At 65.2% G+C, this 15,944-nt stretch carries 16 protein-coding genes; 9 read left to right on the top strand and 7 right to left on the bottom strand.

What is annotated here, in order from left to right; genetic code table 11:
- The first annotated feature begins 26 nt into the window (after positions 1 to 26).
- A complete protein-coding gene (locus QM588_RS07355) occupies positions 27 to 956 on the top strand; it encodes an aldo/keto reductase (protein ID WP_283312401.1) in 930 nt (309 codons plus the stop codon).
- Between the two features lie 48 nt (positions 957 to 1,004).
- Here QM588_RS07355 and QM588_RS07350 read toward each other — a convergent pair whose 3' ends face one another.
- Positions 1,005 to 1,865, bottom strand: coding sequence for a class I SAM-dependent methyltransferase (locus QM588_RS07350; RefSeq protein WP_283312400.1), 861 nt, complete (start codon positions 1,863 to 1,865; stop codon positions 1,005 to 1,007).
- 63 nt (positions 1,866 to 1,928) lie between these two features.
- Here QM588_RS07350 and QM588_RS07345 point away from each other — a divergent pair, with 63 nt between their 5' ends.
- From QM588_RS07345 to QM588_RS07335, 3 genes are read left to right on the top strand one after another with little or no spacing between them, the layout of a single operon-like run.
- Positions 1,929 to 2,741: a class I SAM-dependent methyltransferase gene (locus QM588_RS07345; RefSeq protein WP_283312399.1), complete on the top strand. Its 813-nt coding sequence runs from the start codon at positions 1,929 to 1,931 to the stop codon at positions 2,739 to 2,741.
- Entirely contained in the window at positions 2,732 to 3,718 is a 987-nt protein-coding gene (locus tag QM588_RS07340; protein WP_283312398.1) for a phytanoyl-CoA dioxygenase family protein, read from the top strand. Before QM588_RS07345 ends, QM588_RS07340 begins: the two co-directional genes overlap by 10 nt.
- A gap of 54 nt (positions 3,719 to 3,772) precedes the next feature.
- A complete protein-coding gene (locus tag QM588_RS07335) occupies positions 3,773 to 5,101 on the top strand; it encodes an esterase/lipase family protein (protein ID WP_283312397.1) in 1,329 nt (442 codons plus the stop codon).
- An 82-nt stretch (positions 5,102 to 5,183) separates the two neighbouring features.
- On the opposite strand, the gene cynS is transcribed toward QM588_RS07335, so the two are convergent.
- Complete coding sequence (cynS, locus tag QM588_RS07330) at positions 5,184 to 5,633, bottom strand: cyanase (protein WP_283312396.1); 450 nt, start codon at positions 5,631 to 5,633, stop codon at positions 5,184 to 5,186.
- A gap of 183 nt (positions 5,634 to 5,816) precedes the next feature.
- On the opposite strand from cynS, the gene QM588_RS07325 reads away from it, so the two are divergent.
- Positions 5,817 to 6,206, top strand: a complete 390-nt coding sequence (locus QM588_RS07325; RefSeq protein WP_283312395.1) for an aldo/keto reductase — start codon at positions 5,817 to 5,819, stop codon at positions 6,204 to 6,206.
- On the top strand, positions 6,158 to 6,730 hold the full coding sequence (locus QM588_RS07320; protein WP_283312394.1) for a hypothetical protein: 573 nt from the start codon (positions 6,158 to 6,160) through the stop codon (positions 6,728 to 6,730). Before QM588_RS07325 ends, QM588_RS07320 begins: the two co-directional genes overlap by 49 nt.
- A 41-nt stretch (positions 6,731 to 6,771) precedes the next feature.
- Here the strand turns inward: QM588_RS07320 and QM588_RS07315 are convergent, their stop codons facing one another.
- Together QM588_RS07315 and QM588_RS07310 are read right to left on the bottom strand one after the other, a co-directional pair.
- Positions 6,772 to 7,653 (bottom strand): oxygenase MpaB family protein, encoded by an 882-nt coding sequence (locus QM588_RS07315; RefSeq protein ID WP_283312393.1) that lies wholly within the window; start codon positions 7,651 to 7,653, stop codon positions 6,772 to 6,774.
- Positions 7,650 to 9,593: a linalool dehydratase/isomerase domain-containing protein gene (locus QM588_RS07310; RefSeq protein ID WP_283312392.1), complete on the bottom strand. Its 1,944-nt coding sequence runs from the start codon at positions 9,591 to 9,593 to the stop codon at positions 7,650 to 7,652. The genes QM588_RS07315 and QM588_RS07310 overlap by 4 nt, the downstream gene beginning before the upstream one ends.
- 232 nt (positions 9,594 to 9,825) lie before the next feature.
- Here QM588_RS07310 and QM588_RS07305 point away from each other — a divergent pair, with 232 nt between their 5' ends.
- On the top strand, positions 9,826 to 10,455 hold the full coding sequence (locus QM588_RS07305) for a TetR/AcrR family transcriptional regulator (RefSeq protein WP_051365028.1): 630 nt from the start codon (positions 9,826 to 9,828) through the stop codon (positions 10,453 to 10,455).
- Positions 10,456 to 10,574: 119 nt separating this feature from the next.
- On the opposite strand, the gene QM588_RS07300 is transcribed toward QM588_RS07305, so the two are convergent.
- Complete coding sequence (locus QM588_RS07300) at positions 10,575 to 11,351, bottom strand: SGNH/GDSL hydrolase family protein (protein ID WP_283312390.1); 777 nt, start codon at positions 11,349 to 11,351, stop codon at positions 10,575 to 10,577.
- A 93-nt stretch (positions 11,352 to 11,444) separates the two neighbouring features.
- On the opposite strand from QM588_RS07300, the gene QM588_RS07295 reads away from it, so the two are divergent.
- Both QM588_RS07295 and QM588_RS07290 read left to right on the top strand, forming a co-directional pair.
- Positions 11,445 to 12,005, top strand: a complete 561-nt coding sequence (locus tag QM588_RS07295; protein WP_027495681.1) for a PadR family transcriptional regulator — start codon at positions 11,445 to 11,447, stop codon at positions 12,003 to 12,005.
- 95 nt (positions 12,006 to 12,100) lie between these two features.
- Positions 12,101 to 12,511, top strand: coding sequence for a nuclear transport factor 2 family protein (locus tag QM588_RS07290; protein WP_283312389.1), 411 nt, complete (start codon positions 12,101 to 12,103; stop codon positions 12,509 to 12,511).
- Positions 12,512 to 13,319: 808 nt separating this feature from the next.
- Here the strand turns inward: QM588_RS07290 and QM588_RS07285 are convergent.
- Together QM588_RS07285 and QM588_RS07280 are read right to left on the bottom strand one after the other, a co-directional pair.
- On the bottom strand, positions 13,320 to 14,645 hold the full coding sequence (locus QM588_RS07285) for an ISL3-like element ISPfr2 family transposase (protein WP_283312388.1): 1,326 nt from the start codon (positions 14,643 to 14,645) through the stop codon (positions 13,320 to 13,322).
- A gap of 940 nt (positions 14,646 to 15,585) precedes the next feature.
- Positions 15,586 to 15,897: a putative quinol monooxygenase gene (locus QM588_RS07280; RefSeq protein ID WP_283312387.1), complete on the bottom strand. Its 312-nt coding sequence runs from the start codon at positions 15,895 to 15,897 to the stop codon at positions 15,586 to 15,588.
- Positions 15,898 to 15,944: the final 47 nt, after the last annotated feature.

Raw genomic sequence — 15,944 nt, 5'->3', positions numbered from 1 at the left:
GCGGCAGTGATGAGAGTATTCAGGGCATGACGCAACTCGGTCTCGGACTTGCCGCACTCGGACGCCCGGAGTATCTGACGGTCGGACATTCACGTGCGGTGGACGGACGGTTCGATCCGGCTGCGCTCGAGCAGCATTGCCACGCAGTACTGGATGCCGCCTGGGACAGTGGCATTCGGCACTTCGACGTCGCCCGCTCCTACGGCCTGGCCGAGCAGTTCCTCGGCAGCTGGTTGTCTGCCCGTCCGAACCGGCGCGAGGAGCTCGTGATCGGCTCGAAGTGGGGCTATGCCTATGTCGCCGACTTCCAGCGGGGCGCGGAGGTACACGAGGTCAAGGAACACTCGGTCGCACGCCTGGCCGAACAGTGGCCGCTTACCGTGCGCGACCTCGGCGGAAAGCCCGACCACTACCTGATTCACAGCGTCACCCCGGACAGCCCTGCCCTTCGCGACGCAGCCCTGCTCGACGATCTTCGCGCGCTGGCAGCCGGTGGCACGCGCATCGGCATCAGCACCAGCGGGCCGCACCAGGCCGATGTCGTGCGTGCCGCGCTCGAGATCGGGGTGTTCGGCTCGGTGCAGTCGACGTGGAACCCCCTCGAACCGTCCGTCGCCCCCGCCCTGGCGGAGGCGCACGAGGCCGGCTGGTTCGTCGTCGTCAAAGAGGCGATGGCGAACGGCCGACTCGTCGCCGAGAACTCCGAACTCTCCGCGCTCGCCGACTCGGCCGGAGTCGGACGCGACGCGCTCGCACTGGCCGTCGCCCTCGCGCAACCGTGGGCCGATGTGGTGCTCTCCGGTGCCGCCACGGTGGCGCAACTCGAACAGAACATCGCTGCGCTCTCCATCGACCACGACGTGATCGCGGCCGGCGACCTGAACATTGCCGACCTGGACATTGCCGAGTCGCCGCAGAGCTACTGGGACAACCGCTCCCGCATGGCCTGGACCTGACCTCCGTCCACCTTTCTCGAATCGGCGCGTTCAGTGGCGTCGAGGCATTCAGCGACGGGTCGCGCTGAATACATCGACCGGGTGGGGCACCCGAGGGACGCCGTCGGCACCGGGCACCGATACCGCTGCTAGGTAGGCCCGCACCGGCTCGTGCAGCTCGGACGTCAACCGGGCTTGCACCGCGAAGTCCAGCACGTCGGCGCTCGCGGCGGAAAGATCGACCTGCGCATGGAGAGTCACCGTGTCGTCGAGGACGATCTCGGCGTCGACGAATGCTTTCTCGACGTCCGCGCTGAACCATTGCCGATGGCCCTCGAGCGGAGGGGCGAGGACTTCGACGAGTGCATTGAGCGCGGCCGTCGGCGCAATCGCCACCCACAGTTCGCCGCCGGGTCGCAGCAGGGCGAGCGCGGCACGCAACGTTGCTCGTAAGTCTGCGACGTAATACATCGAGTGCACGAACATCACGACGTCGAAAGTCTCGTCGACGGGTGCGTCGTCGAACGATGCAACGTACGCGCGGGCGTCGAGTTCGGTGGCCTCGAGCGCCGCCATCTTGGCGGCGAAGAGCTCGGTACTGCCGATCCAGGGGTCGATGCCGACGTACCGCACCGTGCGGCCGGGGGCCCGCAGCACCAGGCCCGCTGCGAGCCTGGCATCGAGCGAGCCGTCTCCGCAGCCCACCGACAGCACCGAGAGCGGTCCATTCCCCATCCCGGCCAGCCGATCTGCGAAGTGCTGGGCGATCAGACCGCGCTGATCGGAGAGCATCTCGAAGGCGGCGTGGTGCTCGGCGTAGGACTCGGGCGGGAGGCCGGCCAGCGCCTCTGCCCCACGCCGCATCGCCCGCAATCCGTCGATGAGCGCGACGGCAGTGTCGGTTGGCGAATTCGGAGCTATGTTGGACATTGGACCGAGTCAACCACGACGCCCCGGCCGGTGCGTCGGAGTCGGCTTACTAGGAGGAATCTCGTGAGCAGTGGAGACACAGCCGAACGCAGTCTCGAGCACTGGAGCGAGGCGGGCCGCACGGGTATGGAGGCGTTCTACGCTCTGGCCACCGAGGACTATCACCAGCTGGCGTTGGCAGCCGATTGGCCGACGCTGCTCGCCGGCCGGGCTCACGACGGCTGGTCGCTACTCGACGTGGCCTGCGGCAGCGGTAAGTTCCCCACTGCGCTGCGCCGTTACACCGACCTGTCCGCAGTACCCGAGGTCGCCTACGACCTGCTCGACCCATCCGAATTCTCGGTGGCCGAGGCGCGCGGAGCTCTGGCCGCACCTTTCGTCGCCCGGCACGATCTGGTGATGACACTGCAGGATCTGCCCGCCGATCACGCAGGCTACGACGTCGTGTGGGCCACCCACGCGCTCTACGCCCTTCCGCCCGCCGAGTTGGATGCCGCAGCCGAAAGATTCGTGGCCGCACTGGCTCCCGGTGGTCTCGGTCTGGTCGCGCAGGCTACGGAAGCCTCCCACTACATCGCGTTCTACGATGCCTTCCGCGCCGGCGTGCGCGAAGCAACGCCGTACACGACGGCCGAGCAGGTGCGCGACGCGCTGATCCGCGCGGGTGCCGACGTGCGCGACCAGCGCGTCTCCTACACCACCGGAACATCCGATCGCGCTGTCGCTGAGGGCTTTCTGCAGCGGTGTGCCTTCGACGACTCCGTGCCCCTCGACGAGATGGAGGCGGCCCCCGTGCTCGGTGACTACCTCGCTTCGTGCCGCGACGCGTCCGGTTCCTACACCTTCTCGCACGAGGCGGCCCTGCTGTGGCTCTGAACAACCCTGCCACCAACGAGCTTCTGCCCGAACGCAATCGCGAGGGCGGAATCGACCAGGACTGGGCTGGCAACGATCAGGACTGGTGGGATTGGTACGTCACGCTGGCCGCCAACGACGCCGCACCCGCCGAACTCGTCGACGGCCCTGGACTGCCGGATGTCGAGGCCGCCACGGACGAACAAGTCGAGCACGAACTCGCCGAGCCCTACGATCTCCACCCGGCTGCCGTCGACGCATTCGCACGACATGCCTTCGTGCGGCTGCCCGCGGTGTTCTCGCCTGGCGTCGTACGTCGACTCGCCGAGCGCCTCGAGGAGTTACTGAGGGCCGAGCACGGCGATGACGTTGCGGGCCGGTTCACCGCGCTCGAGCAGATGTGGCTCCACGACGACCTGATGCGTGCCGTGGCGCTCTCGCCCCGGATCGGCGGCCTGGCCGCGGCACTGCTCGACGTGCCCGGCGTTCGGCTCTACCACGACAATGCGCTGTCCAAGGAACCCGGCTGCGGACGCACACCCTGGCACCACGACGCCGAGCACTTCCCGTTGCAGACCACCGACGCCGTCACCGCTTGGATGCCGATGTCGGCCATTCCTGGCCCGATGGGTCCACTGTCGTTCGCGCGCGGACGGGACGTTCTCGGCGAGGTCTCAGACCTGGAATTCGACAAGGTCGGCACCTCCTACGACGAGGCCGTCACCCAGCGCTTCCGCACGCGCAACGTTGCGGTGGAGTCCGAGCCGTTCGCCGTGGGAGACGTATCGTTCCACTCGGCGCTGTGTTTCCACACCGCCGGCCCGAACCGGACGACGCAGCCGCGTCGCGCACTGGCCACCACCTACTTCGCCGACGGCACCCGCGTCGTGGAATCGCCGACCCTGATCAGCGGCACGTGGCGCGAGTTCCTCCCCGGCATCGAGCCCGGTGGCCTCGCGAACTCCGAGCTCAACCCGGTGGTCGGCCGCCGGAACTGAGACGCCGATTCTGCGGAGCCACCAGTTTCAGTGGACGTGCGTACACTGAATTCGGTGGGGACGAAACCTGGACCGGGGCGTAACTCTCGGCGCACACAGGAGTGGGGTGAGCTCGGCGAGCTCACGCTTCGCGAGTTGGCGTCGGCGGCGGGTGGTGTGCGCGCCGTCCACTCGGCGATTGCACGACGCACGTTCGCTGCCGTGAAGCGCGGCGTCGGTCCCGCCGCCCTGCCGACGCAACTGATGCACGACGCGATCGCCGCCGGCACCTACGCGAGCATCGCGGCCGCCTGCACCGGCGCAGCCAAGATCGTCGGCTCCCTGACCGACGGCTCCCTGGCTGACGGTTCCCTGACCGACGGCGACGACGTGACCGAGGACGACTCGCTACCGTCGCCGTCGCACACCAGCCGTGGCGCGCAAACCATTGCCGTTCTGAACGGTCTTATCGGGGACGACATGGAGAGAACATCCCGGGTACTGGCCCATCCGATGTCGATTCGAGTCGACGGCCGCCCCGTACCGCCGGAGTACCGAGCCTTGGCCGCCGGGTTTCCCACCGCGGGAGCGCACCTCGTGGTATTCGTTCACGGGCTGGTCGAGACGGAATACGCATGGCAGCTCGGTGGGCGGCCCACATACGGGGAGCGGCTGGACGCCGAAGCCGAAACGACCTCGATCTTTTTGCGCTACAACACCGGACGGCGAATTGCGTCGAATGGCGTCGACCTGTCGGACTTGCTGGAACAGCTCGTCACGGCGTGGCCGGTCAGGGTTCACCGAATCACACTGGTCGGGCACTCCATGGGCGGGCTGGTCTCACGCAGCGCCGCTCACCACGCCGCCGAAAGCCGTCGCCGATGGGTGGATCTACTGACGGACGTATTCACTCTGGGGACACCACATCTGGGCGCGCCACTTGCTCACGGCGTCCACGTCGCCGCGGCCGCAATGGCACTCGTACCCGAGACCCGGCCGTTCGCGAACCTACTGGCGCGTCGAAGTGCCGGTATCCGTGATCTGATCCACGGAGCGATCACCGACGAGGACGGTCATGCTCGGTACACCGACAGCTTCGATGTCGGTGCCGCCATGGACATCTCGGTTCCGGAACGGGTGCGTCATCATCACGCGTCCGCGGTCGTCACCGGAAGCCAACGCAACCCGGTCGGAGTCTTCGTGGGCGACGGTCTGGTCCGTACCGACAGCGCCGAAGGCCGAAACAAGCTCCGCAACATAGGACTTCGACCGGACGACGGTCTAGCGATTTACGGTGCGCACCATTTCACCCTCCTCAACGACGAGAGGGTGTACAGCTGGATGCGGCGTGCACTGGTCGTGGTTCCCGACTCCAAGGAATCGGATCTACGCCCCTTGTCGTAAACCACGCCCCGTGTGCGGGGTGCGGATTCGGACAAGGGCCGTATTTACCGACACCGTTCACCGGATCGGCTCCCGAGTTCAGCTATTCGGTCCATCGATAGTCGAGGAACTTCCCATCGAACGTCACCACGACGCGATCCCCGTCATCGTGTGGGCGACGTTCGATGTTCATCGTGAAATTGATGGCACTCATGATGCCGTCGCCGAACTCCTCGGCGATCAGTTCTTTGAGTGCGGGACCGTACACCTCGAGCGCCTCGTGGAATCGGTAGACCGTGGGATCCGAAGAGATGTCGAGTGATCCACGATAGGGAGCCAGGGTGAGCTCGAACAACGAGCCTTCGGGCATGCTCAATTTCTCTGCGAGCAGATCGGCCTGCGCGACGCTGAGAGGATGCTGGCCGTACAGTGCCGACACCGTCCATGCCACCGGCATGTCGATGGCCTCGGCCAAGCTGGCCCAACTCAACCCTGCACGGGCGCGTGCAAGCCGAATCTCACCGATCAATGGCTTCCCTGCGAAATCGGACATCCGCTCTCTCCTCCGTAGTCGTTCTGCAGGCCGGGCCTTCTCGACATCGCGTGGCGGCCCAGCAACTTCGCAGTCTCAGCCGAGAACCCATGTCTCGCATCATTTCGTATCGAGGCCGCGGGCGCTACCCGATCGCGGATAGGGTGGTTGTTCTCTCCCCGGCACAATGAAAGTACTGACGACATGACGCAACTCGGTTTCGGCCTCGCCGCACTCGGACGTCCCGAGTACCTGACGGTCGGGCACTCGGCCGCTGTGGACGGACGATTCGATCCAGCAGCCTTGGAGCAGCTGTGCCACGCAGTACTCGACGCCGCGTGGGACAACGGAGTTCGACACTTCGACGCCGCTCGCTCCTACGGGTTGGCCGAGCGCTTCCTCGGCAGCTGGTTGTCTCGCCACCCGAATCGGCGCGACAACCTGGCGATCGGCTCCAAATGGGGATACGCCTACGTCGCCGATTTCCAGCGGGGAGCCGAGGTTCACGAGGTCAAAGAGCACTCGGTCGAACGTCTGGCCGAACAGTGGCCCCAGACCTGCACGAGCTGGGCGGAGCACCCGATCACTACCTGATCCACAGCGTCACCCCGGACAGTCCTGCCCTCACCGACACGGCACTGCTCGACGAACTACGCGCCGTAGCCGAGAGTGGCACTCGAATCGGCATCAGCACCAGCGGCCCGCATCAAGCCGATGTGGTGCATGCTGCGCTGGAGATCGGCGTGTTCAGCTCGGTGCAATCGACCTGGAACCCGCTCGAGCCGTCCGCAGGCCCCTCTCTGGAACGCGCGCACGACGCCGGCTGGTTCGTCGTCGTCAAAGAGGCAATGGCCAATGGTCGACTCGTGGCAGAAGATTCAACGCTCGGCAGGGTCGCGGATTCGGCCGGGGTCGGCCGTGACGCATTCGCACTGGCATGTGCACTCGCGCAACCGTGGGCCGATGTCGTTCTCTCCGGCGCGGCAACCGCCGCTCAACTCGAGCAGAATGTCGCCGCGCTCTCGATCGACCGTGAGCTGATCGCCGCCAGCGACCTGGATCTGCATGAAACTCCAGAAGCCTACTGGCACAGACGGTCCCAGCTGGCGTGGACGTGACGACTGCTGGCGTTCCTGTGATCATTCCCCGCGCTACCTGATCAGCCGCGGCCGGCCGCCTTCGCCCGTTGGTACCCTACCTCGTCCGGCATCCGTGCCCCGTAGCGATTGTCCCCGAAATCTATTGCCAGTGAGCGGTTTAGAGGCAAGAGGTGCATCGGCAGGGTGTGGACGTACGCCGCGAGGGCCCCGCGGGCCACAGCCCGCATCACCGGCCCCGGGCTCGGCAAGCCGTGGATTTCGCGAAGGCGCGGTGGACAGAACACAGCGATGATCTGCGCGTCCCACCGCCGCAGCGGTGCAGGTAAGCATCGCTGCCCGAAGGCACGTATCAGTGCAGCCGTGATGTGTCGCCCATCCTCGCTGGCGGCGTATTCCGCTTCTTCGTACAGCTCCGCCCATGCGCTCAGCTCGGCACGGGTTTCCGGTATGCCCTCCAAGTGTTGCCGCACTGCGACTTTCCTCCAGAAGAGCCACTGCGACTGCAATTCCGCCGGACCGAACGGCGAGTGCCCCAGCGCCAGTGTGAGATCGTGTGGGTCGAGTGCGAGCGTCGACAGGGTGTACAGCGAATCTTTGTTCCGGATAGGGAAATTGGCATGTATCCGGTTCAGGCGGTCGATCCACTCGCGGCCTGTGGGCGAGTTCGGTCCATGGTCGAGCAGCTGTCCGAAGAACACGATCGTGTCGTCGTTGCGCTGCAGCGTCTCTCGAACGATGTCACCGGTCCCGCGGCGGTACAGAATGCGCGCCATATTCGGCACGGCCACCTGTTTGATGAATGCAACGGTGAAGAGCGCGTAGACAACCCTGTTCTTTCCGTTGAGCGTGACCACCGACAAACGCGCGATCTCGTCGGCATCGACAGTCGGGTCGAGAGCGCGGATCTGCTGCCGGACGCGTCGGCCCGAAACTCGGTTCATGATTGCGGCTCGATTCGTAGTTCGGTTCGGCCCCCGAGGTCGACGGCGAGGACGAATCGGCCGTCGCGTCCTGCCCTGACGGTCGTCTCGACAGCACCGACGGCCATGTAGTCCCGCTCGGGTTGCGCGTTGTCGATGGTCAGATGCACTCGTTTTCGTTCCGCGCCTGGATGGAGAACGCATTCGAGCGCTGCCCCGTCGCTGACGGCGCGGCCCACCAGGACGTCCGGATACGACGCGTCGGCCAGACGTGGTCCGCGGAGCCAGGTCGAATCGGGTCCGTGACCGACGAGGTCGCGCAGACCGGCATGCCGGCCGAATCGCGCCATCAGCGAGTACAGGTTTCCCTGTGTGGAGGTCTGCGTGAATGTCGTTGCGTCGTTGACAGTTCGAGTGGGTTCGTGATGATCCAAATGAGCCAGGACGTTGGCGGCGACGTCCTCGTCGCCGATCTCCCGGGCTGCCATCGCCAGCATGATCTGACCGAAGGTATCGCGACCGAAGGAGTACGAACCGGCATCGACCCGATTGGCCAGAGTCTTCGGCAAGTGGAACCGCTCGCCGTCATGGCGCAGTACCGTATCGCGCATCAACCACCACGAGCGGTGCGCGAGGTCGGGCATGGCCGCGTGCATCCAGTACGTCGTCGGTAACCAGACTCCGTCACCGGACCATGGGCTCCAGGAGATTCCGGCCGTTTCCGATCGGACACCGATGATCCGGCCGTCGGGGCGATGGAACTCCTCGAGGTATGCCCTACGGATTGCGCCTTCGAGATCGTCGAACATGTGAGTGCCGTGGAGCCTGTCGTGCATGACGAGCGTGTTGACGCCGAAGGTGTTGCACACCGGGTAGATCCAGCGAGGTTCACACGAATACAGAGTGAACGGTGACCTCTGCATGTTCCTTTCGATCGATGCCGAGAGCGTATGGAAATCGTTGGCGTACGACTCGGTATCGGACCACCGATACGTCAGCGCTCCTGGCTGGGAGAAGCGGTCGTCCTCGAGGCTCTCGAACATCCCGACGGCGACACCCTGCCAGCCGGTGAGCATGATGTTGTCGGTGTTCGCTACCGGATCGCGACTCGATTTCATTCTGCCCCAGGCATTCTCGAGAGCCCAGTATCCCCACACTCGTCGATCGCTCATCTTGTGAATCGACCGTGCCGCAGCCTCGGCCAGGTACCCCGAAAACGCAGGGGCATAATTGTACCGGTATGTCGACAGCGTGTAGCCGAGGATGCTGAGCTGGTACCGCAGCGCTGCCTCTCTGAACTGGTCCCGTCGGTCGAACCCGTCGAATCGATCCACCGGCTGCAGAGCGAGGTCGAAAGCAAGCCTCATTCGGGTGAGGTCCTCGATCGACGCCTCGCCCACCGGCAGAACGGGACTGGACGGAACCCGCGTGACGGGGACCTGAAGTTCGTTCAACACGAGATTGGTACGGGCCGCCACACCTCGGCGTCGATGATGACGTACTGCGTGGGCAACGACAACCAAGACCAGCGAGGTGGGCACCACCGCGGAAAGTGCTGTCACAGTGGCGCTGTCGATGTGGTGATGGCTCGGCATTGCAACCGCCCACGCCGCATTCAGCCCCCACACGATGAACGGTGCGACAAATGCGCCGACCATCCACCAGAGCAGTACGGCCGCAACCAACGACCCGAGCGCAACGACGCCGAACAGAACGTGTCCGTGGGCAAAGTGGCCACCGCCCGGTACCAGCAGCTCAGCGCCCAGCACCTGGACGCGACCGGTCCCGGCCAGAAGAAGGGTCAGACCCGAGATCCATACCGCGGCGTAGACGATCATGAATTTTCGGATGACTCCGGCCGTCACGGGTGGAAGAAGTGGTGCTCGATCGTCGAGGAGCGGGACCGACATCGGCTCGGTCATGGGCTCGACGGGTAGATCCTGCGGCGTCGCGTTTTTCACCGGAGTACGTCCGATCTCTCGAGGGGGCCGACGGCATACCGTGCCGTGGGCAGCTCGCGCACGTCTCGCCCGCCACCTCTCGCCCATGAGATCGGCTGTACAAAAACCCGCGACAGGATCGACAGGATGGCAATTGCGGCAAGGCAACACACCATGACTACTCCAATCAGGAACTGCGACGTAGCAGTTCCTGAATGATGCAGCGTGGCTCCCCGGGTGTCAAGATGTCGGTATGAACTCGATCGATGGCCCCTCCCGCAAGTACGGCGGTCTGTCTCAGGAGGAACGACTTGCAGATCGGCGAGATCGCCTCAGGGAGGCCGCACTGGATCTTGTGCACGACAACGGCGTCACCGAGCTCACGATCGGCGCGGTATGCGCTCGAGCATCTCTTGCAAAGCGCTACTTCTACGAGACCTATGCGTCCCTGGAAGAGCTGTTGTCGGCGGCCATGCAGGGCGTTTTCGACTCCATCTCGGAGGCCATCGACGCGGCGGGCACCCTCGGAGTCTCGGATCCCCGGCAGGTACTGACGGTGGCTATCGAGGCGGTACTGGACGCGATGGACGACCCGCGTACAGCCCGCCTGTACCTCGAATCAGCAGCCAGCCCAGCACTCCTCGCGACGCGCGACGCTGCCGTGGATCGATACGTGGACCAGCTTCTCGGCTTGATGGCGACGACGTCAGCCGACGACGTCGACGCACAACTGGTGGCACACTTGCTCGTATCCGGCTCGACGCACGTGGTAGCCATGTGGCTTCGAGGTGCACTGCCGATCGAACGGGACGAGTTCATCGGGCGACTACTGAACCTCGCGTCGACGGCAGTCGCCGGTCTCGGTCGAGTCGAACAGCGATGACGGGATCGAACAGCGCCACCGATTCCGGCCTCGAACTGTGTTCGTCGATAGTCCCCCAGCTGGCTCCTACGGGACACGCGCCCATGCAAGTCGATTATCGGTGCCTGTACGACTCGGCCCTACCCGACCAGCGAGGTCAGCTCGGGTCGTTTGGCCGTACGACTGTCCCCCGAGGAGCGTTTACGAATCCGACGAGTCAACCACGGCGCGAGGAACATTCCGGCCCAGGTGAGGTCGGCGCGAACTCGGGAGTGCAGGCGCGGTCTGGCAAGCGGTGCCAACGGAAGATTCCATGCGTCGGTGGCACCCGGTAGACCGAGGGCGTAGGCGGCGGCCGCAGCGAGCCGCGCATGTCCCGTCTCGTTCAGATGCAGTCGGTCCCAACTCCACAGCCGGGGATCAGAGGCCACGTCATGCTTTTCGAGGTCGATCACGACGACATCGGATTCGGCTGCGACTCTGCGAATCTCGGCGTTCAGCTCGGTCATACGCCTGGCGATGACGGTCCTTCCGGGGACCGGGTGAGCGAGGCGGGGAAACGTCATGGTGATCACGGTGCAGTCGGCCGCTCGCAGCGCGGCGAACATTGCGCCCACTTCACTCGCCACGGTCTTCGCATCGAACTGCGGACGCAGGATGTCGTTGACACCGGCAGCGACGGACGCGACCGTCGGCTTCAACGCCAACGCGGCCGGCAACTGCTCGGCCTTGACCTGCGCGGCCTTACGACCACGCACCGCGAGGTTGGCATAGGCGACCCCGTCTGCGCTCTCGGCCATGAGCTCGGCGAGCCGATCGGCCCAACCACGAAAGCCCGTTTCGTCGTTGCCGTCGTTCAGCCCTTCCGTCTGGCTGTCGCCCAGGGCTACGTATCGCAATTGTTTCGTCCGATCCACCACGTCCACCGTTCTTTCACTCGACGTCAATATACAACAAGTTGTCTAGTGCCTGGCCTGCCCGCCACCTCGCGACGGGTACTGTGCTGGATCATGTCGCTACGTGATGCCGTGCTCGCCGCACTGGTCGACGGGGAGATGTCGGGTTACGACCTGTCCAAGGCGTTCGACGCAACCGTCGCCAACTTCTGGACTGCCACTCCCCAACAGCTCTACCGCGAGCTCGATCGAATGGATCGAGACGAGGTGATCTCGGCGCGACTGGTCGAGCAGGACGGTCGACCCAACAAACGCCTGTTCAGCCTCACCGACAAAGGACGGACAGCGCTACGCCAGGTCAGCCATCGGCAACCGAAACTTCCTGCGATTCGCGACGAGCACCTGGTGGCGATCCACGCTCTCGAAGCCGGCGACCTGCAGCCGATGACCGAGGCGATCCGAGAACGAATGCAGCTCTCGCGCGACAAGCTGGCTCGGTACGACCGGATGGCGCACCGCCTGCTCGACGGACGTACCGAGACCGATTTCCTGGCCACCGCCGATCGCATCGGCCCGTACCTCACCCTGATGCGGGGACGAATGTTCGAGGAGGAATCGCTTCGCTGGGGTGCCCGCGTCCTCGAAGTGCTCGACGCTCGCGCTGAACGCGAATAATCCCGCCGAACACCCGTTCATAGTCGCAAAGTTGTGTAGTGTTCGGTCACCAGCCGAGGGTGTCTCAGGCCCTGGCCCCACCCAGGAGATGACGCGTGCAGCAGTTCCGACAGGCCGTCGAGGCCAACGACCACGACGCCATGGCCGCCACCCTGGCCGATGACGTCGTCTTCAGCTCCCCCGTCGCATTCAAGCCGTACCGCGGCAAGCAGACAACCGCGGCGATACTGCGCGCCGTCACCCGCGTCTTCCAGGACCTCCGCTACGTGAAAACCGTAGAAGACATCGGCGGCCGTGATCACGTCCTGTTCTTCGAGACCCGTATCGACGACGTGACCGTCCACGGCTGCGACATCCTCCACCTGAACTCCGACGGCCTGATCGACAATTTCACCGTGATGGTGCGTCCGCTGTCGGCTGCGCAGGCACTCTCGAAGGCCATGGCGACAGAATTCGCCGCCGAAATGGGTTCGATGGCTTCCGTGGAGAAGCAAGACGAGCAGTGATACCGGGCTTGTGGAACGAACAGAGCCGCGCGCCTCTGGGTGCGCGGCTCTGATCAGTATTGGGTGACGGTGTTCGCCAGTGCGCCTCTCGGCAGGTGGCCGCTCGTAGCGGCTGATGGTTGGTACCCGGGGCATTGGGATCGAACACCGTCGATGGAGTCAACGACGACTCGTCTCCTCGTATTCCGCCTCGTAACGATGTGGTGGGCCCGCGGTTGCGCAGCGAAGACTTGAATCCACGCCCCCAATCGGAATCGACACCTCCTACGAAGGGTGTGGATTCCGACGAAGAGCGTAGATGCGGGCCGTCCGCTCGATCAGCTCCCACGTTTCGGATATCCGACTCCGATCGGCGTCGGGTATCCGAAACCGAGGAGCCGATCCGAGACGAAAACGCAAAAACTCCGATCCCAGGGACGGAATCGGAGCCAAGAGAGCCTCCTAACGGGATTGAACCGTTGACCGCTCGCTTACAAGTATGTTGCGAGACAACCAGATACGTCCGCATGGAACCACCATGGAGCTGCTGACCTGCATCGACCGTCCAAGCGGGACCATCCGAATCCACTCTCGTAGGTACCAACATGTGACACGCTCGTGACACCGAGACCCAACTCCACCCAAATACGGTAGTTGTAAACCGACGTTGTACAACACATCCGACACCTCGGCCCACTGGCTCGAACGAACATCAGTATTCTTTGGACCGACAAACACCCGGTCGTTCGCGCAGTCCCGTTGTGGTTGGTTTCGGTCTTGCCTGGCGTGAGGGCGAACGGTTGACTCGCGGCCCCGACGGGAAAGCGGCTCATCCCAATCGGGGGTGTAGGAGTTGGGGTCTGAATCCGCCGGTCTCGAGCAGGCTTCGGGCGATGTAGTTGGTCAGGTTGCGGAACCCGAGTGCGGAGCCGCGCAGGTGTTCGAGCCGTCCGTTGAGCGCCTCGGTCGGCCCGTTGCTGGTGCCGGGTCGTTCGAAGTAGGCGAGCACGTCGGCGGCTCGCTTCTTCAGGGTCCGGCCCAGGGTGGTGAGCTCGGTGAGCACCTTGGGGACGCCGGCGCTGAGGTCGGTGATCAGCTTCTCCATGAGCTCGCGGCCACGTTGCCGGTCCTCGTGGCGATAGGCGGCGATCTTGCGCTGGTAGACACCCCAGGTCGCCTCGACCTCGACGTGAGCGTCATCAACGAACAGCGCGCGTAGCCTGTCGCTCTGCTTGTCGGTAAGCAGGTCCGCGCCGGTGTGCAGCGTGCGCCGCGACTTGTAGAGCGGGTCGTCCCTGAACCCACGGTGCCCGTGGATCGCGAGTTGGACCCGGCGCCGACACCTGTCGAGGGCGTCACCGGCCAGGCGCACGACGTGGAAGGGATCCATCACCGTGACCGCGTCCGGGATCTCCTCCGCAGCGGCGGTCTTGAACCCGGTGAAGCCGTCCATCGCGACCACCTCGACCGCGTCACGGAAGGCGTCGTCGCGGTCGGCGAGCCAGGTCTTGAACGCCGCCTTCGACCGGCCCTCGACCATGTCCAGCAGCCTTGCTGGGCCGGCGCCATCGCGGACCGGGGTGAGGTCGATGATCACGGTGACGTACTTGTCGCCACGCCTGGTGTGGCGCCAGACGTGCTCATCGACGCCAATGACCTTCACGCCCTCGAACCGCGTGGGGTCGTTGATCAGCAGCCGATTGCCTTCGGCCAGGACCGCGTTGTTGGCGGTGTCCCACGCGACCCCGAGTCCCTCGGCGACACGGGCGACGGTGAGGTGTGCGACCACGATCCCTTCCAGCGCCCACCGCAACCCGGTGCGCGAGAGCTTCGCGCGTGGCTCCGCCGCGGCGCTGGTGTCTTGGCGCCACACGTGTCCGCAGTCGGCACAGCGGTAGCGGCGCACTACAACTTCCAGCACGGTCGGTCGCCAGCCCAGCGGCTCGTGGGCCAACCGCCGGATCACGGTGTCACGAGCAGCGCCTTCGCTGCCGCACCGTCGGCACCACTGATCTGGTTCCACCACGCGGCACGCGAGGACCGCACGATCCGGTTCAAGTCGTTGCCCGGTCACGCTCAGACCGAGGCCGTCGAGTCGAGCGAAGGCGGTCAGGTCAGGGCGGCCGAAGCCGGCCGGCGGGGTAGCGTCGGACACGTCGAGGTCTTTCGGATGGATGGCGTAGGAACCTCCATCGTCGGGAGACCTCGACGTCTATCTGCGGACCGACGCGCCCGGCCGACCCACACCCTCATCTGGGAAGAGCCCTGAGAGACGTCTTCGACGACGACGGGACCGGCGAGGAGCAAGGCGCGGTGAGCTAAAGAATGGAGCTTGCTCGGCTTCGACGCCGCCGCGAGCTCCGGTGAAACTCCGGTAAAACGGTCGGTACTGGTCGGTCGTCGTCGGTCACCACCGGATGGCAGCGTCCCCCACGCTCGGCGTTTGTGCAGGTCAGCGGCTCGTTCACCCAGTGGGCGCATCAAGCGATAGACGCAGAGCCGACGTGATTAGGTCGTCGGTTCGGTTCTGGTGGTCGCGCGATGCGCTGGCCTCACGGCTCTGCCCGACACCGACGTCGCTCTCCTCTGCGACGGACCCCTCGCCGGCTGAGCGCTCGCGGCCGGCATCCTGTCCGTGTGCCGAAAGGCCTCGCTCCGCTCGGCAACGCAGCGTGGCGTTGTGTCGCGACCTGGACGTGCGAGGTGTCAACGGTGCGTCGGCGCAACGATCGTTGTGTGCGCAGCGAGATGCTCCATGCCGCACGCGCGGCGCGCACGAACGCAACGCCCCGGAACGCCAACGACCCGTCATCGCTGCGACGCGCAACGCGTCTCCCGTCACGGCAACGGATCGCAACCACGACCCCGCCCACGGCGCCTCGCGGGACGGAGGGCAAGTTGACACAGTTGCGCTGCCATGGAGCCGCGCTGGCTCTCTCGATGACCACCGGTGAAACAGTGCCGCTCCAGGCTTGCGCCTGGTGTTGCCTGGCCTCCTCGTGATCGGCCCGTCGGGGATCGTCAACGTGGTGCGGGTGTCGAGGCGGTCGGGTCCGACGGCTCGGCGGGGCGCGATCGTCTCGTGCGTTGGCGGACTACGGGAGCTTGGACGCGAGGACGTCGGCCGCCAGGATCTCGGGTGCTGCGCTGAGGAGGTGCTGGTTGGCCATCAGGGCTGCGACGATGGCGCCGTTGGCGTGGGCGTCGCGAGCGGCCTCGTCGGGGAATGCATCGAAGATCCAGAAGGTGTCGGCGTGGGTCCTAGCCGCGAACCAGACAATCGTTCCTACTTCTTCGTTGGCGAGTGCGACAGCGCCGGCGAGCAGATCGGCGAGCGCGTCGTGCTGTCCATCGGCCGCGACGATCTTGGCGACGAAGGCATACGGAAGTGATGCGGGTGTGGACATGAGGGGTTCTCCTTGAAGTCGGGGTTCTTCGTGGGGCGAGTTCAGCG

Source organism: Rhodococcus sp. IEGM 1354 (genome assembly GCF_030056855.1).
GTDB lineage: Bacteria > Actinomycetota > Actinomycetes > Mycobacteriales > Mycobacteriaceae > Rhodococcoides.
This window is presented reverse-complemented; position numbering and strand designations above follow the sequence as displayed.